We start from the raw sequence: 22,393 nt of genomic DNA, 5'->3' as shown, positions 1-22,393 counted from the left end.
AATTATTGGAATGCGAAAGACAATTTCTGTGAAAAATCCGGATTTTACTGTAGAACCTCAACAAAGAGAGATCTATAATTTTGAAAAAGACGGACTAGAATTAAAATCATCTTACACCCCAAAAGATGTTAAAGATGAATCTTTAACACAGACTTCTCCAGGAATTGCACCCTACCTTAGAGGCCCGTATTCCACCATGTATGTACAGAAACCATGGACGGTAAGACAATACGCAGGTTTCTCTACCGCAGAAGAATCCAATGCATTTTACAGAAGAAATCTCGCGGCAGGACAAAAAGGGCTATCCGTAGCTTTTGACCTCGCTACACACAGAGGATATGATTCCGACCACACAAGAGTTGTTGGTGACGTAGGTAAGGCTGGTGTAGCCATCGATTCCGTTGAAGATATGAAGATTCTTTTCAACGAAATTCCGTTAGATCAGATCTCGGTATCCATGACCATGAATGGAGCCGTACTTCCAATTTTGTCTTTTTATATTGTGGCTGCTGAAGAGCAGGGAGTAAAGCAGGAACTCCTTTCAGGGACTATTCAGAATGATATCCTGAAAGAGTTTATGGTAAGAAACACCTATATTTATCCGCCAGCTCCTTCTATGAAAATTATCGCAGATATCTTTGAATATACTGCGCAGAATATCCCTAAATTCAACTCCATTTCAATCTCAGGATACCACATGCAGGAAGCTGGTGCCACTCCCGTATTGGAAATGGCTTATACCCTTGCAGACGGTCTTGAATATGTACGAACAGGGATTAAAGCAGGAATGAATGTAGATGATTTTGCTCCAAGGCTCTCATTTTTCTGGGCCATCGGAATGAATCATTTCATGGAAATAGCAAAAATGCGTGCTGCAAGATACATTTGGGCTACTCTTTTAAAGCAATTCAATCCACAGAATGCAAAATCTTTAGCTTTAAGAACCCACTCCCAAACTTCAGGATGGTCGCTTACAGAGCAGGAACCATTCAATAATATTACGAGAACAGCCATTGAAGCCCTTTCTTCTGCTTTAGGCGGAACCCAGTCCCTGCATACCAATGCATTGGATGAGGCTATTGCACTTCCTACCGATTATTCTGCGAAAATTGCAAGAAATACCCAGATTATCCTTCAGCAGGAAAGTGGGATCTGTGATGTTGTAGACCCTATGGGAGGAAGTAATCTTGTAGAAAGTCTTACCCAACAGATGATAGAAGAAGCAATGAAATACATCGATGAGGTAGAACAAGAAGGCGGAATGACAAAAGCTATTGAAGCCGGAATTCCAAAAATGAGAATTGAAGAGGCGGCGGCTAAAAAACAGGCAAAAATCGATAGCGGTGAAGAATTTATCATTGGAGTAAATTCATTCAGAACAAGCTTAAAACAAGATGGGATTGAAATTCTTGATATTGATAATACAGAGGTCCGCAGAAAGCAGATTGAAAGACTTGAAAAAATAAAAGCAGAAAGAAATCCTGAAGCCGTTACCCAGATCCTGAACGAGATCCGTGAAAGTGCAAAAACAGGAAAAGGAAACCTTCTGGCATTATGCATAGAAGCCGCAAGAAGAAGAGTAACACTCGGTGAAATGAGCGATGCCATGGAAGAAACCTTTGGGAGATACAAAGCCAATATCAGAACAATCTCTGGAGTATATGCTATGAATGCCGGTAAAAACGAATATTTTGAAAAAGCACTTCATCTTACCCAAAAATTTGAAGAAGCAGAAGGACGTCGCCCAAGAATTATGGTGGCCAAAATGGGTCAGGATGGACACGACAGAGGGGCCAAAGTAGTGGCTACTGCATTTGCGGATATGGGATTTGATGTCGATGTGGCACCTTTGTTCCAGACTCCGGAAGAAGTAGCCAAACAGGCAGTGGAGAATGATATACACATTCTGGGAGTATCCTCTCTGGCTGCAGGACATAAAACCCTCGTTCCACAGGTTGTGGAAGAATTGAAGAAATTGGGAGCTGATGACGTAACCATTGTGGTAGGAGGCGTTATCCCGCAGCAGGACTATGAATTCCTTTATGCTAATGGAGCAGATTTTATTTTTGGCCCCGGAACCAATCTTCCTAAATGTGCCGTGGAAATCTTAGAAAAGTTTTTAAATTAACATTTCTTATAGAATAAATTGCACAGCTTTTGTATAGTTTAAGTGAAAAATTTCATTATGGCTTATACAGTAGTTTCAGTATTTCCGGTGACTGTAGATACAGAGGAAATTAAAAAAGATTTAAAAGAAAATGGCTTTGACGAAGCAAATATCATTATTTCAAAGTCCAGAGTAGAAAGCGGATTATCACCTGATCATTATCAGGATGACGAACAGACAAAAGGATTTTTTGATTATGTTTTTGCCCACGATGCCGAAATGCTGGATGCTTATCGCAAGCACAGCATAGGAAGAAGCAATGTAATTGTCTATGCAGATGATCTGGAGCGGGCTAAAGCAGCAAAAACCATTTTAAATGAAAATGGGGCGCTGGAAGTTTATCGCAGACCGTCAGAAACACGGGATACAATTCCTGATGGCATGACAGAACAAGAGTACAACGGAATCATCGCCAAAGCAAGGCACAATATTTATTTCCTTGGATCAGAAAGAGTTTATCATCCCAATGAAGTTAAAGGAATGGATGATGACATGGATAGCTTAGGATCAAAAGACTGATCTTTTCAATAAAAATTTGCGATATTCAGAAAAATTAATATATTTGCATCTGAAAATCAAGTTTAACCAATTAAAAAACAACGAAGCAATGTTCAAAACGAATCAAAATTCTTCAGCTGGAGTACCACTTATGGTGGTAAGGCTTCGTGGTTTGGTACATTCTTAGAATAATAGTATAACGAAATATCAAAACCCGAAGTCGTAAAGATTTCGGGTTTTTTATTGCGCAATATGTAAACTCCAGTTTCCCCGGAATTTTTTCAATATCAAAAAGGACACAATCATTGAATCTTTATGAATCAACGTGTTCATTATTACAAATAGCTCAACTATTATTTTAGTTGATAAAAAAAGACATGCACAGATCAAAAATTGATCCTGTGACTGACATGTCATGTTTAAAATAAAAACAATGGGAAATTTAAAATTAAAAGGAAAAGATATATTAAAAATAGGATATCCGAATAATCAAAGCGTCAACGTGGCTTTGGAGGTCATGAAAAGAAATTTTGCGACAAAGAATATACATCACGTAAAATCTATTTTAAAAGATATCCTCCTCAATCCGGAGAACTTTGAAAAAGATTTGACTTTCGGGCAGATTGCAGAATCTCTGCTTTCATCCAGAAAAACAGAAAAAAGAATGCTCAATAGCCAACGTGCTTCATTCCAGATCTTTGGAAACAACATCTCTGAAGAAGCAAAAAACCAGCTGTATACAGCCTTAAAACTGCCGATTTCAATGCAGGGAGCCTTAATGCCTGATGCACACAGCGGTTATGGACTTCCGATAGGCGGAGTTCTGGCTGTAGAAAATGCCGTAATTCCTTACGGAGTAGGGATGGATATAGGCTGTAGAATGAGCCTTAGTATTTTGGATATCCCCGTTTCATATCTTGACGGAGCAAGAGACAAATATGAAAAAGCCCTTGCAGAACACACCAAATTCGGGATGTACGAAACGCATAAATCTCATATAGATCATGAGATTTTTGAAAGAGATACGTTCGATATGATCCCGATTTTGAGAAGATTAAAAGGAAAAGCCATCAGGCAGATGGGCTCCTCTGGTGGCGGAAATCATTTCGTAGAATTTGGGGAAGTAGAGATCACAGAAGAGGAAGATCAGGTTGGATTGCCCAAAGGAAAATACCTGGGAATCCTTTCTCACAGCGGATCCAGAGGATTGGGAGCAGAGATTGCCCAATATTATTCAAGAGCAGCAGCGGATCAATGTCCTTTACCAAAAGAAGCGCAGCAGTTTGCATGGCTGGATCTGAGTACTCATCTCGGCTTGGAATACTGGACCGCAATGAACCTTGCCGGAGATTATGCCTCTGCCTGTCACGATGATATTCACAGAAGGCTTGTAAAAGCTGTTGGAGGAAGAGTCAGGGCGAGAATCGAAAATCATCACAATTTTGCTTGGAAAGAAATTCACAACGGAAAAGAAGTGATTGTCCATAGAAAAGGGGCTACACCAGCTCATGAAAATGAACTGGGAATGATTCCCGGATCCATGACGGCAAAAGGTTTTATCGTTCGTGGAAAGGGTAATCCGGATGCCTTAAATTCAGCGTCCCATGGAGCAGGAAGAGCGCATTCAAGAGGTGAATGCAGAAGTCTTTTCACTCAGAATGATATCAAAAAAGAACTCAAGCTGAAGAAAGTCACTTTAATAGGTGGTAATACAGAAGAAGCACCAATGGCTTACAAAGACATTCATGAAGTCATGAATGCACAGAGTGATTTAGTGGATATCCTTGGAACATTCCAACCCAGAATTGTGAGAATGGATAAATAAATTTTAGTTGCAGGTTTTCAGTTTTCAGTTGAAATAACAACTGGCGACCGGAAACTGGTAACTGTAAAAAAAAAACAAAAAATGGGAGCACCTCATAATATAAAAAGATACGGAGAAGTCTGGCCGGAATTTAAAATCCGCCACGGACTTGAAATTTTAAATAAATTAAAAGATAAAGTCATCATATCAGGTGGTTGGGCCTGGCATTTTATGTCAGAAAAAGGACATACAGAATACAAGCATGCTCATGACCATAAGGATATCGATGTTTTTGTAAAGAAAGAAAACGCGGCGGAAACTGTCATAATCCTCCAGAAAGAAGGGTTTCAGAAAGTCTGGACCCGTTATGATCATCTGCAGAGTGACGAAAATTTCCGCAGGTATGAAAAAACAATGGAGTTGGACAACGGAAAGTCTCATAGGATTACTATTGACTTTTTTGAAAGGAATGATCTTGAAACTATTCAAATTGATGGTTTTACAATGGTTAAGCCAGATGTTTTACTGACGTTTTACAGAAACATCCATTCCAGCGACAAATGCTGGGCAGTAATGGCTGCTAAAGAATTACTGCGGATAGGGATCGACCCTGTTGGTCATCCACAATTAAGTGAAATACCTAAATTAAATTAAAATGGAAAAACTCATACAGATTACCTCGGGAAGAGGGCATTTAGAATGCCAGTGGGTTACTGCTAAAGTACTGAAGGTCTTCCTTGAGGAAGTCAAAAATAATAAAATAGGGTACGAGATTATTCACCGGGAGAATGGTGATGAAAATCTTACCTTAAAATCTGTGACCATCCTTTTAAAAGCAAAAGAATTAAATATATTTTTAAAAACATGGTTAGGAAGCATTTGTTGGACAGGGAAAAGCACATTCAGAAAACTTCATAAAAGGAGCAACTGGTTTATTGGTGTCTTCGAGCTGGAAGAATTGGATAAAATCGATTTCAATGAAAAAGATATTCAGTTTCAGACCACAAGAAGCCAGGGAAGCGGCGGACAGAATGTGAATAAAGTAAATACGGCTGTTCGGGCAGTTCATATGCCCACTGGAGAAAGTGTTTTTGCACAGGATTCCCGATCGCAATTGGAGAATAAAAAACTGGCCATTATGCGGCTAAAAGAAAAAGTCACCGGCATCTATATTAAACAGCTTGAAAAAAGAATGCAGGACACCTGGAACAATCACCTGCAGGTGCAGAGAGGAAATCCGGTCCGTACATTTTCCGGAACAGATTTTAAAAAGAATCATCAGGATAAATCGTTTAAAAAGCAGAGAAATACCCTGAAAAAAGAATTAAAAGACGAAAGACATGACCTTAACTAAAAGTAAATATTATTTTGAAGCACTGGACAATTATCCATATAGCCTTCCGGATTGTCTGGAAGCATTGAATTATGCTTTGTCTTATGACCCTGAAGATGCAGACAGTTTATGTCTGATGGGAAGAATATACAGCGAGATGCTTACCGATTATGAAAAAGCTAAAGACTATTTTGAAGAAGCTATGCAGTGCAATGTGACTAATCTCAATACACCACCATATTATATTAAATGTTTGTTGGATAATGAAGATCTGGATGAAGCTGAAAAACTGATAAGCTATGCTTTAAAGATCAAAGGGATAGACAAAGCCAGGATATTAATCCAGAAATCACTCCTTTTTGAGATCAGATGTGAATTTAAAGAAGCTTTGGAACCTTTGAAGGAGGCAAAAAAGTATAGCTACAATCAAGCTATGGCTGATTATTTGAAAAGCAGAATCAAATTCGTTAAAAGTAAAATGGAAAAGCCAAAAAAGAAAAAATAAGTCTCTATACTTTAAACAAAAGCTATCATTATAGCTGAATCAATACATAAGGATCTTTTTAAGGTCCTTTTTTTGTAGCTTTAATAGATGGAACTGCACTTTGAACTAAAAACACTTCAATTAAAAGAAACCTTCTCCATCGCTTATGGGAATTATGATAGAAGGGAGGCTATGTTAATAGAATTATCTTATCTGAACTGTAAAGGTTTTGGTGAATGTGTTGCTATAGACTATTATCAGATCGATCTGCAGCGTTTTATGATTAAATTAAAACAAATCCGACCGTTACTTCAAAAGCAGAAAATAACTCATCCGACAGAATTTTTCCGCTTCCTTTCAGATTTGGATCTGCATCCGTTTCTTATTTCTGCTTTAGACTGTGCTTATTGGGATCTGTTTGGAAAGCTGGAAAATAAAAGCTTTATCGAGTTAAATGACATTCATTCTGAGTATCTGGCAGAAAGCTCCATAACTATTTCCATAGGAAGTATTGATGAACAAATAAGGAAAATAGAGAAAAGCGGCTGGAACAGGTTCAAAGTAAAATGTAAAGGACTGCATAAAGATAGCATTGAAAAACTTTTGCATTTAAAGCGGAATATCGCCCTGGATTCCAACGCGAGCTTTACGGATAATGACTGTCTGTGGTTGCAGGAAAATAAAGACATTCACTACTTTTCCTATCTGGAACAGCCAAGACCGGCTGGAGACTACAAAATACTCCGTAAAGAAAGTTTTGCCAATTGGATGGCGGATGAAGATTGCCAGAACCTGGAGTCACTTGAAAAACTTTTGCCTTATTATAAAAGCGTCAATATCAAACTGATGAAGTGTGGTGGCCTTACTCCGGCTTTGGAAATGATCAGGAAAGCAAAAATATTAGGTTATAAAATCATGATCGGCTGCATGACAGAATCTACTGTTGGAATCTCTGCAGCCTGTGAACTGGCAGGACTTGTTGATTTTGCGGACCTGGACGGAGCCAACCTCATCTCCAATGATTATGCCACCGGAAATTTCGTAGAAAACGGCAAAGTGATCCTGTCCGGAAATCCCGGCTTAGGAATAAATTTAAAATGAAAATAGCTTCCTGAGCAGAAAAGATGCTAGCAAGTTATGATTTATAAGTCACGAACGTTGCAAGCTAATACACTCAGACTCTCAAACGCTAAAACCCTCTAATCCAGAAACTCGTCTACTTCTTATTCACAGAGATCAGATAATCATACACCATCTGATGCTGTTCATCACTTAGTTTAGCTTTCGGAGCCATTCTGCTTAAAGTTTTAATCCATCCCTGGTCGTCATGCTTTGCTGGATCTGGAAGCTTGTGGCATCTTGAACATGAGTTTTCAAAAACAGTTTTACCTTGAGTTAGTTTTTCAGCTGTTGTATATTTTGGTCCTGTTACAGCCACACTCTTCGGTCCGCATGAAACCATGAATGCAGCACCTGCGATCATACTTAAAATTACTTTTTTCATATCCCTATTTTTGAGTTGATGTTATTTTTTAACAGAAACAATATAGTCATAAACCCATTGATGCTGTTCGTCCGTAAGCTTCGCTTTGGGAGCCATCGAATTCATAATTCCCACCCACTGTACAGAAGTATGAGATGTAGGATCCGGTAGTTTATGACATCTTCCGCATGCATTTTCAAAGATCGTTTTTCCCTGTGCCATTTGTTCTGCAGTAGAAACGGCAGGGCCTATGGGACCGGCTGTAGAAACCTTTGGAGTACAGGAAGCCAGTAAAATAAAGGTAAATAATGCAGCAGCAGATATTTTTTTCATATTTCTCAATTTTGATTTATAACAAATGTAAGAATTTCAGTCTCCCGTTGACGAGACGTCCTCTAGTTTTAATTTAGAAGAAATAAAATTAATACCTGTTTGTATGGGAGTTTGAAGGTTATTTTTATACTTTTGAATCAATGAAATTTTCTACAGAAGAACTAATCGAAGGAATACGGTCAGGCAACAAACGCCTGATCGCAAAAGCTATTACATTAGTTGAAAGTAAAAAAGCTGAGCACAGGGCTCAGGCAGAAGAACTTCTGAAGAAAATAATGCCTTTTACAGGAAACTCAGTCAGGGTAGGGATCACCGGAGTTCCCGGTGCTGGAAAATCTACTTTTATTGAAAACTTCGGAAGGCTGGTTATTGCCAATGGTAAAAAGGTAGCAGTTCTCGCTATTGATCCCAGTTCTTCCATCAATAAAGGAAGTATTTTAGGTGATAAAACAAGAATGGAAGAGCTTGCCAAAGAAGAAAATGCGTTCATACGTCCTTCTCCCAGTTCAGGATTTCTTGGTGGTGTTGCCAATACCACTTTTGAAACCATGATGATTTGTGAAGCTGCCGGATATGATTATATTCTGATCGAAACCGTTGGAGTAGGGCAGTCTGAGGTGCTGGTAGCTGACATCACCGATGTATTCCTATTTCTGAAGATTATTGGTGGCGGAGATGAACTGCAGGGAATTAAGCGTGGAATTATGGAAATGGTGGATCTTATCTTCATTAATAAAGTAGAAAAAGACAATCTGCAGAAAGCAAAAAATACCAGACTGGAACTAAAACGGGCATTGGATTTTATTCCACCCAAAGAAAAGGGCTGGAAAATACCTGTACTCCTGGGATCTGCTCTTTACAATGAAGGTCTGGATGAGGTTTTTAGTAAAATTGATGAATTCATCAGCTTAAAAAAGAAAACCGGGCGTTTTCAGGAAGTACGTATCCAGCAGGGAGAAAAGCGTTTTGAATATTGGGTGCAGGAGTACATCCTGTCTATGATGAAAAAAAGCAGTTCAGTAGAAGAAGCTTATATTCAGCACAAAAAAAATGCTTCGGAAATGGTTTCTAATCCCAGTACTGAAGCAAAATTATTTGTTGAAAAATTTTTATCTAAAGGTTCAGATTAAAGTTTTTCTTTCTCTTTCGGCTTTTCTTCATTCTTTGAAACATAACCGTCATAGGTGATCGGCTGTCTGTCATTACTTCTCATAGAAACAAATGCTTTACCATTTTTAAAAACTTCTATAATAATCTCATCAACGTTTGTTACGTCATTAGGCTTAATTTTTACCGTCCAGTTTCCCTTTTTATTCTGTGATTTATTAAAAGTGAAATCTTTTGAAGTGAATCTGTAGCTATTTTTATCTCTATCTCCGAAAGTAGAAGTGAATATTCTTCCGAAATAAGGAAGTACCACCTCAAGATTGTTTTTATCGATTGCAATTGTATAATCACCATTAAGATCCAAAATCCTGGTTGATGTAGAATTCGGTATTGAGTTCATGACATTAATTACATCATAATTAGTAGGATTGGCGCGCTGTGCATAAAATGTAAATTCCTGAGAATCTACCAATGCATCTACTGTTTTGGAATCTAATGAGGCTTGTGAAGAGCAGCTCTGAAAGAAAAAAAGAAATCCAAAAATAAATATAAGTGAAATATACTTTTTCATAACCGTAATTATTGTTAAATTTAAATAGCAAAATGTATGCAAATATATCCCTTCTCAACCATTTTGGAATAAAAATTGTAAATGTTGAATTATTAACACTCGAACTATGAAATTTACACATCTATTAGGAATAGGAGCAGTTGCTTTGTCAACCGCAGCTTGTACCACCAATCCAATTACAGGCAGATCTTCATTACAGATTGCAAATAATTCGGAAATACTGACTATGTCTTCTCAGGAATATAAGACGACATTGTCTAAATCTAAAATTATCTCAGGAACTGCAGATGCCAAAAGAGTAGTGAGTGTAGGAAGCAGAATAAAAAGTGCAGCCGAGAGATATTATCAAAGCATCGGAAGATCTGCAGATCTTGCGAACTACAACTGGGAATTTAATCTGATTCAGAGCAGTGAACTGAATGCATGGTGTATGCCTGGGGGAAAAGTTGCTGTATATACAGGGATTCTTCCGGTTACAAAAAATGACAATGGCCTTGCTGTTGTTTTGGGACATGAAGTTTCACACGCTTTAGCAGGACATGGTAACGAAAGAATTTCTCAGGCCATGGTAGCGCAGTATGGCGGCTCTATTTTAGGAGGAACAATTTCCAATTCACAATGGGCTAGTATTTTCCAACAAGTATACCCTATTGGGTCTCAGGTAGCATTATTGAAATACGGCAGAAGCCAGGAGTCTGAAGCCGATGAAATGGGACTGTATCTGATGTCTATGGCAGGATATGATCCAAGAGAAGCCATTCCTTTCTGGAACAGGATGGAATCTGCTGCTTCAGGAGCAAGACAACCGGAGTTCCTTTCTACCCACCCAAATCCGGAAACCAGAATTTCAGATATTAATAAAGACCTACCAAAAGCTCTGGAATATTATAAAGCTGCAGGTGGAAAAATATAAAGAATTTTAATCTTGTTAAAGCCTTATTAAATTTTTCACTAAATTGGGTAAGGCTTTTTTAATGTAAACCACTAAACACAATATTTATGAAAAGTTTATCAATTACCGGACTTATATTGCTTGCCGTTTCAGCATTGCTTTTTTATCTGACCACTGATTTTACCGTGGGTGGAATTACCATTTCACATATGATGGGAGTGATGGCCGGAGTAGGAATAGGACTTATTATTGGCGGAATGGTAGGATATGTGAGTAAAGGAAGTGCCCTGAAAGCTGAAGAGAAAAGAAAAGAATTCAAACAACTTCAGAAAGATAAGGAAGATCTGGAAAAACAGGCGGCAGAACTTGCCAAACGTGAAGCCGAACTTCGCAGCCAAAATCAAAACCCTCAAATCTAAGATATTGAGGGTTTTTTTATAGTTGTTATTTCAAATTATTTAAACTTATAGCCCAAACCTACTAGGAAAAGATTAGGTCTGTTATCATATCTGATCTCCGATCCCGAAACTTTATTGATGAAGTTCCTTTCGTCTTTACTGAATGAACCTTCATAACGTGCATTGATGATCAGCTTTTTAATTTCAAGCTGAGCACCAAACTGGTATCCGACGGTGAAATTGTTTTTAACGTTTTCTTTGAAATCGTTGTATGTATTGTCTTTGCTAAGATTATAGCTGGCTACAGGACCAACAAAAACGCCAAGCATATTTCCAAGAAGGTTATATCCTAAAAGAACCGGCATATCAAGGCGGTTGCTTTTCACATCAAAAGTAGTATTTTCTGTGGTAAACTCATTTTTGAAATGAGTATAGTATAATTCCGGCATTACATACAGTGAACCTGGTAGTCCAACCTTTAATGAAAGCCCGGCATTGAAACCTACATTGTTTTTTCCTGTTCCCTCAATAGCGTCATTTACCGTTCCTTTAATGTTTTTCCAGGAAGGAGAACCTGTTGGAAATATTAAGTTTGCCTTACCTGCCAGTGAAATCTGTGCAGATGCAAACATTGAAAACCCGATTAATGCTATACTAAGTACCTTTTTCATTATCATCTATTTTATGGATTGTATTTTCAATCGTTTTATTATTTTCAAGTAAATATTCTCTCAGTTCTTTAAAGAGTTCTGAAGAATAAACGAAGTCAATAAGATTTTTATTGCCTGCAGTGATGAGTCCGTCTTTATTACCTTCCCACTCTTTGATTCCTAATCTCAGGTATACAATCTTCTCACCAATGGTCATCACAGAGTTCATATCATGGGTATTAATGATAGTCGTTGTATTATATTCTTTGGTAATCTCAAGAAGGAGATCATCAATAACATTTGAAGTATAGGGATCAAGCCCGGAATTGGGCTCGTCACAAAACAAATATTTGGGGTGGTTTACAATGGCTCTTGCGATGGCTACACGCTTCTGCATCCCTCCGGAAATCTCAGAAGGAAATTTTCTGTTAGCCTTATCCAGATGCACTCTTCCGATTACCTCAAAAACCCTTCTTTTTTTCTCTCTAAAAGTCAGGTTGGTAAACATATCCAGTGGAAACATAATATTTTCTTCCACCGTTAAAGAGTCAAACAAAGCACTTCCCTGAAATAAAGTTCCTATTTCAGCCCGTAAATGCTGTTTCTCTTCTCTGTTCATTATATTGATATCCTTTCCGTCAAAAAGAATTTCTCCTGAAGAAGGCGGATAAACATTCAATAAGCTTTTAAGAAAAACTGTTTTTCCAGAACCACTCTGTCCGATAATTAAGTTTACTTTTCCTTTATCGAACGTTGTTGAAATTCCCTTAAGTACTTCAACATCATCAAAACTTTTCTTAAGATCCTTTACCTCAATCATTAGCTTAATATTAATTGGGTTAAAATTAATTCCGAAATGATAATAAATACCATCGTCCATACTACAGCCTGCGTACTCGCTCTACCCACTTCCAGCGATCCTCCTTTCACATTATATCCGAAATAGGCAGGAACTGTGGCAATAATAAAGGCAAATACCGTAGTTTTTACGAATGCATAGTACACAAATAGATTGGGCATATACATCTGGATTCCTACAATATAATCATTTTCAGTCCAGTTTCCCGTCAGGATACCGGCCAGATACCCTCCGCCAATACCGAAAACAATACTGATGGCAATAAGAATAGGATTGAAAATCACACAGGCGATAATTTTTGGAAGTATAAGGAAATTGGGAGAATTAACCCCCATGATATCTAATGCGTCAATCTGTTCGGAAACTCGCATGGTTCCAATACTTGATGCAATATATGATCCTACTTTACCGGCTAGAATAAGACTGATAATGGTGGGTGAAAATTCCAGAACCAAAACGGCCTTGGTAGCATATCCCACAAATGATGGCGGGATCGGAAAAGAGGAAGAATCAAAATTATTGAACATCTGGATAGCGACTACCGCCCCCACAAATATAGAAGTGAAGATCACAAGCCCAAAAGAATTGACGCCAAGATCATTGATTTCTCTCATGAACAGCTTCCAAAAAACCCTCATTTTCTGGGGCTTTTGCAAGGATTTACCTAGAAGGATAATGTATTCTCCTACTGCTGTGAAAAACTTTTTTAACATGCTGCTAAATTAGACTTTTTTTATTTAATTAAAGGTAAGACTCAATAAGCCCTGAGGTTTATTTAACCTTAGAAGCAAATATGATTCCTCAATCTTTATTTTGCGTTTTTATCGCCAGTGATCACTAATAAAACGGTCTTTAAAATAATTACCAGATCTAACACAAAACTCCAGTTTCTTACATAGAATGTATCTGCTAAGATCCTTTTTTTCATTTCAACTTCTACATCTCCGTAATCTCCACGTAATCCACTTACCTGCGCAAGACCAGTAATACCAGGAGACACCATACTTCTCAGGCTGTATCTTCCGATCTTTGGCTTATAATAATTATCAACCGAAAGCATATGTGGGCGAGGTCCTACGATAGACATTTCTCCTTTCAGAACATTAATAAACTGGGGAAGCTCATCAAGACTTGTCTTTCTCAGGAATTTTCCGACTTTTGTAATTCTCGAATCATTTTCTTCTGTTGTTTTCGTGGCAGATTGATCATTCACAACCATGGTCCTGAATTTCAGACAGGAAAAGACTTCTTCATGAAAGCCGTATCTCTTTTGAATAAAAAAAACAGGCCCCTTAGAAGTTGCTTTTATTAAAACTGCAATGATCGGGAATAGCCATGAACAGATCGTAATCAATATAAAAATAGAAAAAATAAAATCGAAAACCCTTTTCACCAGAAAATTAGAATAAAAATCCAAAGGATATTTGGCCTGGCTGAGAATCGGCTGTGTCTGGATATAGCCTAAATCGTACAGAAAAAAATCACTTTGTGTGATACTTGGAATCAATGAGACGTGAACCTTATTATCTTCGGCCAGCTTAAAGATCTCGGTTTCTACGCCTTCACTGAAGCTATTTTCGGTAGATAAAAATAAGGTATGGATACCGTTTTTTTTCCAGAAACCTACCAATTGATCGGGGCTGATATCAGAGCTTTCGTAGTCAAATATTTTATATCCGTAATCTTTTCTGTTTTCAAAAATATTCTTCAAAATATCGGTAGAGCTCGTTTCTCCAAGAAACATTACATTCCTGTAATTGATCCCGAGTGACCGGAAATATTTTATCGTAAAATAAATTATCGATTTTGCCAGGAAAATAAAGAAAAAAAGATAAAACGAGAGCCAGTAAATGTCAGAATTGAAGAATACGTTTTTACTTACTTTTCCAATCAGCAGAACACCCAGTATGAAAAACAGAAAATGAATTAAAAGACGCTCCAGAAATAAAGTATAGGTAAGATTCCTCTGAATATTGTAGATTTTTGTTCTGCCACTCAGCAGCATCCAGAACAAAAACAGCAATATCAGGGAAAATATATTCTGATACCAGGTTTCTTCATGATATCTCAAGCTCTCATTTCTGCTTATAAAAAAGAATATAAAGATAGATGCTATAACCATGAGGTCAAGCAAAACAATAATCGATTTCAGGTATCTAGAGTATCGAATTCTCTGCATCTATCAGTGTTATAACGGATACTAAGAGCTAATGTACATATTTTTTGCGGTATATTCCGGGATTCTATGAATATTATAAACTTTTGCCGTGTCACTTAAAGTGCTTCAGGTAAAAAAACAATCATATGAATAAAAAATATACTGCCGGAATTTCTGTGAATTTAAAAAATGATCTTACGGAATATTCAGGTATTTATGGGTCTGAACCGAAGCCTGCCATTCCGGATGGGCTAAAATAAAATCAGTGATTTTTGGATACATTTCATCCCGCTTGCTCCATTCGCTTTGCATATACAGCTTACAGTTTTGGGAAACCTTTGCTGCTTGTTCCTGTGCAAATGTAAAATCGTGCTGATTGAAAATAATCACTTTAAGTTCGCTTGCCTTCTCGTAAATCTCTTCTTTCGGCAGTCCTGTCTTCTTCGGCGAAAGGGTGATCCAGTCAATATGCCCACTCAAAGGATAAGCCCCCGAAGTTTCAATATGGATGGTACATCCGAGTTCCTTTAATTTGCCTGTCAGGATATCAAGGTTCCACATAAGCGGCTCTCCGCCTGTAAGAACAATTGTTTTACTGTGTTTTGCAGCTGTTTCAGCTATTTCCTCAGCATTCATCAATGGATGTAAAGTGGGATCCCAGCTTTCTTTTACATCACACCAATGACACCCCACGTCGCAACCTCCTAATCTGATAAAATAAGACGCTTTTCCAGTGTGTGCTCCTTCTCCCTGAAGAGTGTAAAAATGCTCCATTACAGGGAGCATTTTACCTTCTTTTAATAAAATATCTTCTTCTTTGTTCATTTTAAATTAGTCGTTATAGACCGAGGTTTTGTAAGCGATGATGGTATTCTTCATCAGCATGGCTCTGGTCATAGGGCCTACTCCTCCGGGTACTGGTGTGATCCAGCTTGCTTTGGCTGCACAGCTGTCAAAATCCACATCACCGGCAAGGTAATATCCTTTTGCAGAATCATCATCTACTCTTGTGATACCTACATCTACGATTACTGCGCCGTCTTTGATCATATCTCCTTTTAAGAAGTGGGGATCACCTAAAGCTGTAATAACGATGTCTGCTTTTCTAGTATATTCTTCAATGTCTTTAGTGTAAGAATGCGTCAAAGTCACGGTAGAATTCCCCGGGAAGTCTTTTCTTCCCATCAGGATGCTCATAGGTCTCCCTACAATCTTGCTTCTTCCAATGATAACGCAGTCTTTTCCTTTGGTTTCAATATTGTATCTTTCCAGTAATGTTAAAATTCCGAAAGGAGTGGCAGGAAGGAAAGTGTCCATTTCCAAAGCCATTTTTCCGAAATTTTCAGGATGGAAGCCATCTACATCTTTTCTTGGATCAATAGCCAGAATAATTTTTTCCTGGTCGATCTGATCAGGTAATGGAAGCTGTACAATGAAACCATCCACCGCTTTGGATTTATTAAGCTCATCAATCTTTTCCAATAATTCAGATTCAGAAACAGTGCTTGGAAATTTGATTAAGCTGGATTGAAAGCCTACTTCTTCACAGTCTTTCACTTTACTGTTTACATACGCTTTACTGGCTCCATTGTTTCCTACAAGAATTGCCACCAAATGCGGCGCTCTTTTCTTGCTTTCAAGGATCTTTTCCACTTCAACCTTGATCTCTGCCTTTATTTCTTTGGATACTTTAAGTCCGTCAAGAATTTCTGCCATTTTTACTTTTTTTACTTTTATTTAGATTTTATTGAATACAACGATATCCTGGAATTCATCAGCACCATCCTTTTCTACATCTGTTCTCCAGAATCCTCCTTTTATAGTGGTTACTTTTAATCCTGCTTCGGCAGCCATCTGGTTCAGTAAGGGAATGCTTACCGCAATATTGGCTGCTGTCACTTTATCATCCATGAGCCTGTACCCTTCATACTGATGAGGGAAAGGCATGGTGCCATATTCTGTTTTAGAATCATCATACAGAAAAAATGTCGCTAAACACTGTCCGGTACTGTTCAAAACTCTGCTGATCTCATTCAGATATCTTTTAATCTCAGGTATCTGCATATGGGTAAATACCGAGAACAGGAATGCCTTATCAAACTGTGCATCATCATAAGGAAATGTAAAATTCTCTGCCTTCTGGCTGAAAGTATTATACAAATCATTATAAATCGGGGTAAACTTGAACTTAAAATTCGGATGTTTTGTGCCGATATTTTTATTGCACCAGCTGATTCCTTTTTCCACAGCATCAAAACCGTCATAAGTTCCTTTGTCAATCACTCCTGTTAAAGCAACTGCCGTTCTTCCGATCCCGCAGCCTATATCCAGAACGTGATCTGTATTTTGTAATCCGATATATTTTTTGAGTGCATTAACCTGACGGATCCCATGAGGAATAAAGTCGCTGCCGCCTACATAGATATCCCCTTTTTTAGGTTCATTTTTAGATCTTTTTCCGGTAATTCCTTCATAGAGATCTATCGGGAAATAATAAATTTTTCTCCCCAAAAGCCTAAGTCCGGGAGGAAGTTTATAATAATATGACCGTAATGTAGGCATCGGCTATTTATTTCCTTTATAATAATTGATCAGTCCGTTCGTAGAGCTGTCATGAGAACTGATCCTCTCATTGTTTTCAAGCTCGGGAAGGATCTGATTAGCTAAAACTTTTCCTAATTCCACCCCGAACTGGTCGAAGCTGAAAATATTCCAGATCACACCCTGAACGAAGATTTTATGTTCGTACATTGCAATTAACTGGCCTAATGAAAAAGGAGTTAATTCGTTGAATAGTATGGAATTAGTAGGCGTGTTTCCATGAAAGACTTTGTAGTTTAATAACCTGTCAATTTCTTCATCAGATTTTCCTGAATTTTTTAATTCTTCTTCTACTTCCTCTTCAGATTTTCCAAAAGCAAGTGCTTCAGTCTGTGCAAAAAAGTTAGCTAAAAGTTTAGGCTGATGATCAGAAACGGCATTGCTGCTTTTCACATAAGCGATAAAATCTGCTGGGATCAGTTCTGTTCCTTGGTGAATGAGCTGGTAAAAAGCATGCTGCCCGTTGGTTCCAGGCTCACCCCAGATAATAGGTCCCGTTTCATATTCTACGAATTCACCATTTCTGTCCACGCATTTTCCGTTACTTTCCATATCTCCCTGCTGAAGATAGGCTGCAAATCTGTCCAGATATTGAGAATAAGGAAGAATTGCATAGCTTGTCGCTGCATAGAAATTACGGTACCAAACTCCTAAAAGCCCCATTAAAACGGGAACGTTTTCTGAGAAATCTGCTGTCTGAAAATGCTGATCGGTATCATTAGCTCCTTTTAAAAGCTGTTCAAAATTTTCATATCCTACGGCCAGCACAATGCTCAGGCCAATAGCGCTCCAAAGAGAGTATCTTCCGCCAACCCAGTCCCAGAACTCAAAGATGTTTTCTTCTGCAATTCCAAACTTTTTAACGGCATCAACGTTGGTGGATAAAGCGACAAAATGCTTTGCCACATCTTCTTCTTTTCCGGCTTTCAGGAACCAGTCTTTTGCAGAATTGGCATTAGTCATTGTTTCCTGAGTGGTAAAGGTCTTGGAAGCAATGATGAATAATGTAGTTTCAGGATTCAGGTTTTTAACAGTTTCTGCAATATGATTACCGTCAACGTTTGAAACGAAATGAACGTTTAGTCTTGTTTTAAAATGCTTTAAAGCTGAACAAACCATCACCGGTCCAAGATCTGAACCTCCGATTCCGATATTCACAACATCGGTGATTTCTTTTCCGTTGAAACCTTTGTGTTCTCCTGAAATAATTTTTTCAGAGAAAGCTTTCATATGGTCAAGAACTCTTCTGATCTGAGGTTTGATATTTTCACCGTCAACCAGAATTTCTTTATCTGAAAAATCCCTCAAAGCGGTATGCAACACTGCTCTTCCTTCTGTTTCATTGATTTTGTCACCAGAAAACATTTTGGAAATAGCGTCTTTCAGTTGGCATTCTTCTGCCAATTGCAGCAAAAGCTCCTTTGTTCTTGAATCAATCAGATTTTTAGAATAATCAAAAAGGAAGTTATCTTTCTGCAGAGAAAAATTCTTTAAAACGATCAGGGTTATACTGGAAAAGACTTCTTAAATCAAAGTCGTTGCCTGCAAAATGTTCATCAAGAGCTTTCCAGCTATTAGTTTGTATGGGATTTATTTTTGATAGCATATTTTAGGAATTATGTAGATTCGGAAAATGAGGAATGGATTAAAATGTTTAAAATCCATATCATTTTATTTCTAATTTGCAAATTTAAGGAAAAATAAAACCTCAGATAAATTTGAACGGAATAAATAACAATTTTTTAAAAAAGAAAACCCCAGATCAGGTCTGAGGTTTAGTAGTTCTTGTTTCTTGAAATGTTGTAAGCAGATTATTCGTCAGTTTCGTTAAGTATATTTTCAAGCTCTTTAGCCTGGCGCCCGTAAATATATTTCGTCCATAAAACTATATTGACAACAATAGCTAAAGTTCCGATAAGAACGGTTATAATCAGGGACCATTGATAAGAACTGGTCATGTTTTCCAAGGATATTCCTTTTTTAACCCAGGATTTTATAGAATTCCATTCCTAATGTGATCATAAAGTGGGGGAGAAGAAGGAACCCGAATGATTGGTATCTTTCCATATTCAGTTTCAGTTCATGATAAATCTTCCAGAGACTACTTTTGGTATTTCCCGTATACAATTCCGTCTGCTTATAAAATTTATAAAATCCGTACAGGTAATAGGAAGAAATAACTATCAGCATGGCATACGATGTATAATAAATAACATATTGTGACGATGAGAGATGCAACAGCTGGGGAAAGAATGCGATAAAGATGATGGCAAGAACCTGTATTGGAAATTCTCCTTTCATACTTTTCCGGATCTTCTCGATAGGATGCTTGCTTTTCTTGAGCTGTTCTATGGTGTTGGGAATTTGGACGCTGCTGCCGTCTTCTTTATTCCACTGTTCTTTTAATTGATCAAAATTCATGGCCTGATTTTTTTATGATTTGCTGTATTTTTTCTTTGGTTCTGTTGAGTTTTACACGGGCGTTGCCTTCGCTCAGTCCCAGGTTGTCTCCAATTTCTTTATGGGACATCCCTTCCATGAAATAAAATATAACGGCTTTTTCAAGAGCCTTTAGTTCCTGGACTGCATTGTAAAAGACTTCCAGTTGCTTATCCTTTGCAGGATTATAATCTTCCTGCTGTACCTCAAAATGGTCCGGGACATCTGCCTGGTTATTCGTTCGCTGCTTTTCCTTTTTTAGATAAGTAATCGCAGTATTGATGGCGACACGGTACATCCAGGTAGAAAATTCACTGTTGCCTTTGAAGTTTTGATAAGATTTCCACAGCTGAATGAGAATTTCCTGCTGAAGGTCTTCCCGGTCTTCCGCAGAATCGGCGTAGATACGGGAGGCTTTGTACAAAATGCCTTTATGCTGGTTGACGAGCTTTAAAAAAGCGGTTTCAGTTGGACTGCTCACGATGATTTCATGGTTTGTTTTATCAATTACAGGCTCAACACAGGTTTCACGGTATATCCTTTTGCTCTTAAAAGCTGGATCAGTCCGTTGTCACCCATGAGATGTGCACCACCTACTGCAAAGAAAGAACTTTCTTTTTTCATGAGTACTGGCATTTTTTCTGCCCAGTTTTTATTTCTGTCTGTCAGCATGGCCTTTTCCTGCTCGGCATTCATTATTTTATCATTTTTAAAGAGAGTATAGACCGATTTCATGTCTTCTTTTTTAAATGCTGAGAGCATTTCTTTCATTAAAATTTCATATTCTTTTCCCATCTTTAACTGCCCGATTACTGCTTTCAGATGATAAGCTTTATTGATAGATTTCATTTGGTCTTCTACTTTTTCAAGCCCTGAAACGTTCTTTTTATTCTTAATGGCATTTTGAAGAAGCTCTATTTCATATAATTTTATTTCAGTCTGCGGGCACGGAAGAGCTTTCATGGAGATCAACGCGTACAATCCCTGTGAACTGGAATTATCCATTTTCTTTAAATCTGTTCCGTAATCAGCAAGGATCTTGTCCAGTTCTTTTGCTTCCGAAAGACTTAGCTGATCTGATAGTTTTTTATCCGTCTGATACATTTTCTGCATGGCCGCCATTTCAGCCGGATCCGTATAATTGATCTCCATCACAAAATGATCAGATTGTTCAAGAGCTTTCAATACTTTCGGTTTAATCTCAAAATCCTGACTGCACATGATATGGCAGGTTCCTGCTATATAAGACGGTTTTGTAAGTCCATTTCCGGAAACTTCCCAAAGTGTACTGTTTTCTGTGTCCTTGCTCTGGGCTTTTGTCGTCATAAAGGTTGCCGATAATAATGCTGCGAACCCAAGTTGTATTAAATTTTTCATATAGTTAAGTTTTTGTTTATCTGTTCTTTTAAACAGTAGGTAAGAGCGGTACAATAATCGTTACAGTTTTTTTTGAAAAATAAAAAAACCTCCTGAAAAAGGAGGCTTGTAAAATCTAAAATTATGATGATAACCAATTGGTTAGGATTGCTTTTTGTTATTCTGAAATTTTTTTACTTTCTGGTTTTGTCAGCTTTCTTTTTCTTAAAAAATATACCACTGTACCTAAGATTAATAATAAAGGCCATACCGTGATAAGTCCTACGGCAATTTTTTGGATCAGATAGAACCCTTCTACAAAGGCATTTTTAGCATCATATATAAAGTTGAATTTATATTTATTATCAATGTTGCGGGTATTGGTGATGGCTATTTCAGCGATGCGAAGTTTAGGTTCTTTAATATAAATATCTATCGTGCTGTATTTGATGCTGTCTGTAGTGTCCATGCTGGCGAGCTGCTGTAGATTTCCTTCCGCCATATTGTCGTTATCCAGCTTTACTTTGTCTTTATTGGCTTTCAGCTGATCGATATTTTCGCCTGTCTTTTTAACTCTTTTACCCTCCATTTCTGCATACTTAATGTTGGATGTTACATCTTCCGCATTGATTGTTCTTGAATTCAGAAACAGTTTTTTATCATTGATGAGCACAAGAAACTCACCCAGTCTTTCCGTCGGAACACGAACCTGCATGGTATTTTCTGTCTGGTATTTTTTGATGAGCATGGCATCATTATCGGAAGTATTATAAGTTTCCTCAGAAACTGTATTGCTATGAAGATTGCTGTGGCTAACGAATCCCCCAAGATCCTGAACCGTTTTTTCAATAGAAACCGTGGCGTCATAAACATCTTTCACTTCCATGTTCACATCTGCTGTTTTAATGAACTGTTTGTCTTTTACGGTCATCGTTGCTACGGAAGAAACACTGTCTGATTCCGCAATAGCTACAGCAGAATCTGCTGCATAATTTTCAGTAGTGGCAACTTCTCGTTTTTTACATGAATAAATGCTTAGTAAAAGAACTGCTGATAATGATAATTTAATGTAAGTCGTTTTCATAGCGTTGATTTTATTGTTTTGCTTAGGTCAAAGTTCTATCAGGATCCTTTGTAATATTTGAAAATCTCATGCAAAAAATTTGTAAAGAAATATTTTCATTTTAATTACCTGTAAATGAATATTTTGTAAAACAGGTTGCGCCCGGAAGGCTTGTTTTCGGAGCAATTTTTGCTTAA

At 37.7% G+C, this 22,393-nt stretch carries 25 protein-coding genes and 1 pseudogene; 10 read left to right on the top strand and 16 right to left on the bottom strand.

Going from position 1 to position 22,393, the window contains the following annotated elements:
• Positions 1-10 precede the first annotated feature (10 nt).
• The 7 genes from scpA (at position 11) to QF044_RS17215 (ending at position 7,387) form a co-directional block, all read left to right on the top strand.
• Entirely contained in the window at positions 11-2,128 is a 2,118-nt protein-coding gene (gene scpA, locus QF044_RS17245) for a methylmalonyl-CoA mutase (protein ID WP_307269923.1), read from the top strand.
• A gap of 57 nt (positions 2,129-2,185) precedes the next feature.
• Entirely contained in the window at positions 2,186-2,686 is a 501-nt protein-coding gene (locus QF044_RS17240; RefSeq protein WP_307269920.1) for a hypothetical protein, read from the top strand.
• Between the two features lie 412 nt (positions 2,687-3,098).
• Positions 3,099-4,490, top strand: a complete 1,392-nt coding sequence (locus tag QF044_RS17235) for an RtcB family protein (RefSeq protein ID WP_307269918.1) — start codon at positions 3,099-3,101, stop codon at positions 4,488-4,490.
• An 81-nt stretch (positions 4,491-4,571) separates the two neighbouring features.
• The gene (locus QF044_RS17230; protein WP_307269916.1) at positions 4,572-5,123 is read left to right on the top strand and encodes a hypothetical protein; all 552 of its coding nucleotides are present in this window, start codon (positions 4,572-4,574) and stop codon (positions 5,121-5,123) included.
• 1 nt (position 5,124) lies between these two features.
• Positions 5,125-5,823, top strand: coding sequence for a peptide chain release factor H (gene prfH / locus QF044_RS17225; protein ID WP_307269913.1), 699 nt, complete (start codon positions 5,125-5,127; stop codon positions 5,821-5,823).
• Positions 5,810-6,307: a hypothetical protein gene (locus QF044_RS17220; RefSeq protein WP_307269912.1), complete on the top strand. Its 498-nt coding sequence runs from the start codon at positions 5,810-5,812 to the stop codon at positions 6,305-6,307. Before prfH ends, QF044_RS17220 begins: the two co-directional genes overlap by 14 nt.
• An 87-nt stretch (positions 6,308-6,394) precedes the next feature.
• On the top strand, positions 6,395-7,387 hold the full coding sequence (locus QF044_RS17215) for an enolase C-terminal domain-like protein (RefSeq protein WP_307269909.1): 993 nt from the start codon (positions 6,395-6,397) through the stop codon (positions 7,385-7,387).
• Between the two features lie 115 nt (positions 7,388-7,502).
• Here the strand turns inward: QF044_RS17215 and QF044_RS17210 are convergent, their stop codons facing one another.
• Both QF044_RS17210 and QF044_RS17205 read right to left on the bottom strand, forming a co-directional pair.
• Complete coding sequence (locus tag QF044_RS17210) at positions 7,503-7,790, bottom strand: cytochrome C (RefSeq protein ID WP_307269907.1); 288 nt, start codon at positions 7,788-7,790, stop codon at positions 7,503-7,505.
• A gap of 21 nt (positions 7,791-7,811) precedes the next feature.
• Positions 7,812-8,102: a cytochrome C gene (locus tag QF044_RS17205; RefSeq protein ID WP_307269906.1), complete on the bottom strand. Its 291-nt coding sequence runs from the start codon at positions 8,100-8,102 to the stop codon at positions 7,812-7,814.
• A gap of 140 nt (positions 8,103-8,242) precedes the next feature.
• Between QF044_RS17205 and meaB the strand changes: the two genes are divergently transcribed.
• Entirely contained in the window at positions 8,243-9,232 is a 990-nt protein-coding gene (gene meaB / locus QF044_RS17200) for a methylmalonyl Co-A mutase-associated GTPase MeaB (RefSeq protein WP_307269903.1), read from the top strand.
• On the opposite strand, the gene QF044_RS17195 is transcribed toward meaB, so the two are convergent.
• Positions 9,229-9,780, bottom strand: coding sequence for a DUF4251 domain-containing protein (locus tag QF044_RS17195; RefSeq protein WP_307269901.1), 552 nt, complete (start codon positions 9,778-9,780; stop codon positions 9,229-9,231). The genes meaB and QF044_RS17195 overlap by 4 nt on opposite strands.
• A gap of 106 nt (positions 9,781-9,886) precedes the next feature.
• On the opposite strand from QF044_RS17195, the gene QF044_RS17190 reads away from it, so the two are divergent.
• Both QF044_RS17190 and QF044_RS17185 read left to right on the top strand, forming a co-directional pair.
• Positions 9,887-10,693: a M48 family metallopeptidase gene (locus tag QF044_RS17190; RefSeq protein ID WP_307269899.1), complete on the top strand. Its 807-nt coding sequence runs from the start codon at positions 9,887-9,889 to the stop codon at positions 10,691-10,693.
• Between the two features lie 86 nt (positions 10,694-10,779).
• Positions 10,780-11,091 (top strand): hypothetical protein, encoded by a 312-nt coding sequence (locus QF044_RS17185; protein WP_307269897.1) that lies wholly within the window; start codon positions 10,780-10,782, stop codon positions 11,089-11,091.
• A gap of 35 nt (positions 11,092-11,126) precedes the next feature.
• Here the strand turns inward: QF044_RS17185 and QF044_RS17180 are convergent, their stop codons facing one another.
• The 13 genes and pseudogenes from QF044_RS17180 to QF044_RS17120 form a co-directional block, all read right to left on the bottom strand.
• Positions 11,127-11,741 carry an outer membrane beta-barrel protein gene (locus QF044_RS17180; protein ID WP_307269895.1) on the bottom strand — a complete coding sequence of 205 codons (615 nt, stop codon included), beginning with the start codon at positions 11,739-11,741 and terminating at the stop codon, positions 11,127-11,129.
• Positions 11,725-12,540, bottom strand: coding sequence for an ABC transporter ATP-binding protein (locus tag QF044_RS17175; RefSeq protein ID WP_307269892.1), 816 nt, complete (start codon positions 12,538-12,540; stop codon positions 11,725-11,727). The genes QF044_RS17180 and QF044_RS17175 overlap by 17 nt, the downstream gene beginning before the upstream one ends.
• The gene (locus QF044_RS17170; RefSeq protein WP_307269890.1) at positions 12,540-13,292 is read right to left on the bottom strand and encodes an ABC transporter permease; all 753 of its coding nucleotides are present in this window, start codon (positions 13,290-13,292) and stop codon (positions 12,540-12,542) included. The genes QF044_RS17175 and QF044_RS17170 overlap by 1 nt, the downstream gene beginning before the upstream one ends.
• A 95-nt stretch (positions 13,293-13,387) precedes the next feature.
• Positions 13,388-14,701 (bottom strand): exopolysaccharide biosynthesis polyprenyl glycosylphosphotransferase, encoded by a 1,314-nt coding sequence (locus QF044_RS17165; RefSeq protein WP_307272057.1) that lies wholly within the window; start codon positions 14,699-14,701, stop codon positions 13,388-13,390.
• A 231-nt stretch (positions 14,702-14,932) separates the two neighbouring features.
• On the bottom strand, positions 14,933-15,562 hold the full coding sequence (locus tag QF044_RS17160; protein ID WP_307269887.1) for a 7-carboxy-7-deazaguanine synthase QueE: 630 nt from the start codon (positions 15,560-15,562) through the stop codon (positions 14,933-14,935).
• Positions 15,563-15,568: 6 nt separating this feature from the next.
• Positions 15,569-16,453, bottom strand: a complete 885-nt coding sequence (locus tag QF044_RS17155; RefSeq protein WP_307269885.1) for a bifunctional 5,10-methylenetetrahydrofolate dehydrogenase/5,10-methenyltetrahydrofolate cyclohydrolase — start codon at positions 16,451-16,453, stop codon at positions 15,569-15,571.
• 21 nt (positions 16,454-16,474) lie between these two features.
• A complete protein-coding gene (locus QF044_RS17150; protein WP_307269883.1) occupies positions 16,475-17,299 on the bottom strand; it encodes a class I SAM-dependent methyltransferase in 825 nt (274 codons plus the stop codon).
• Between the two features lie 3 nt (positions 17,300-17,302).
• Positions 17,303-18,944 (bottom strand): annotated as a pseudogene (pgi, locus tag QF044_RS17145) (glucose-6-phosphate isomerase).
• Between the two features lie 205 nt (positions 18,945-19,149).
• On the bottom strand, positions 19,150-19,305 hold the full coding sequence (locus tag QF044_RS17140) for a hypothetical protein (protein ID WP_307269882.1): 156 nt from the start codon (positions 19,303-19,305) through the stop codon (positions 19,150-19,152).
• Between the two features lie 13 nt (positions 19,306-19,318).
• Entirely contained in the window at positions 19,319-19,759 is a 441-nt protein-coding gene (locus tag QF044_RS17135; protein ID WP_307269880.1) for a hypothetical protein, read from the bottom strand.
• Complete coding sequence (locus QF044_RS17130) at positions 19,749-20,258, bottom strand: RNA polymerase sigma factor (RefSeq protein WP_307269878.1); 510 nt, start codon at positions 20,256-20,258, stop codon at positions 19,749-19,751. The genes QF044_RS17135 and QF044_RS17130 overlap by 11 nt, the downstream gene beginning before the upstream one ends.
• Before the next feature lie 26 nt (positions 20,259-20,284).
• Complete coding sequence (locus QF044_RS17125; protein WP_307269876.1) at positions 20,285-21,154, bottom strand: TraB/GumN family protein; 870 nt, start codon at positions 21,152-21,154, stop codon at positions 20,285-20,287.
• Positions 21,155-21,311: 157 nt separating this feature from the next.
• Positions 21,312-22,217: a DUF4349 domain-containing protein gene (locus QF044_RS17120; protein ID WP_307269874.1), complete on the bottom strand. Its 906-nt coding sequence runs from the start codon at positions 22,215-22,217 to the stop codon at positions 21,312-21,314.
• Between the last annotated feature and the right edge of the window lie 176 nt (positions 22,218-22,393).

This window comes from Chryseobacterium sp. W4I1, from assembly GCF_030816115.1.
In the GTDB taxonomy this organism is placed as follows: domain Bacteria; phylum Bacteroidota; class Bacteroidia; order Flavobacteriales; family Weeksellaceae; genus Chryseobacterium.
The sequence above is the reverse complement of the archived record's forward strand: the minus strand, read 5'-3'. Positions and strand labels throughout refer to the sequence as shown.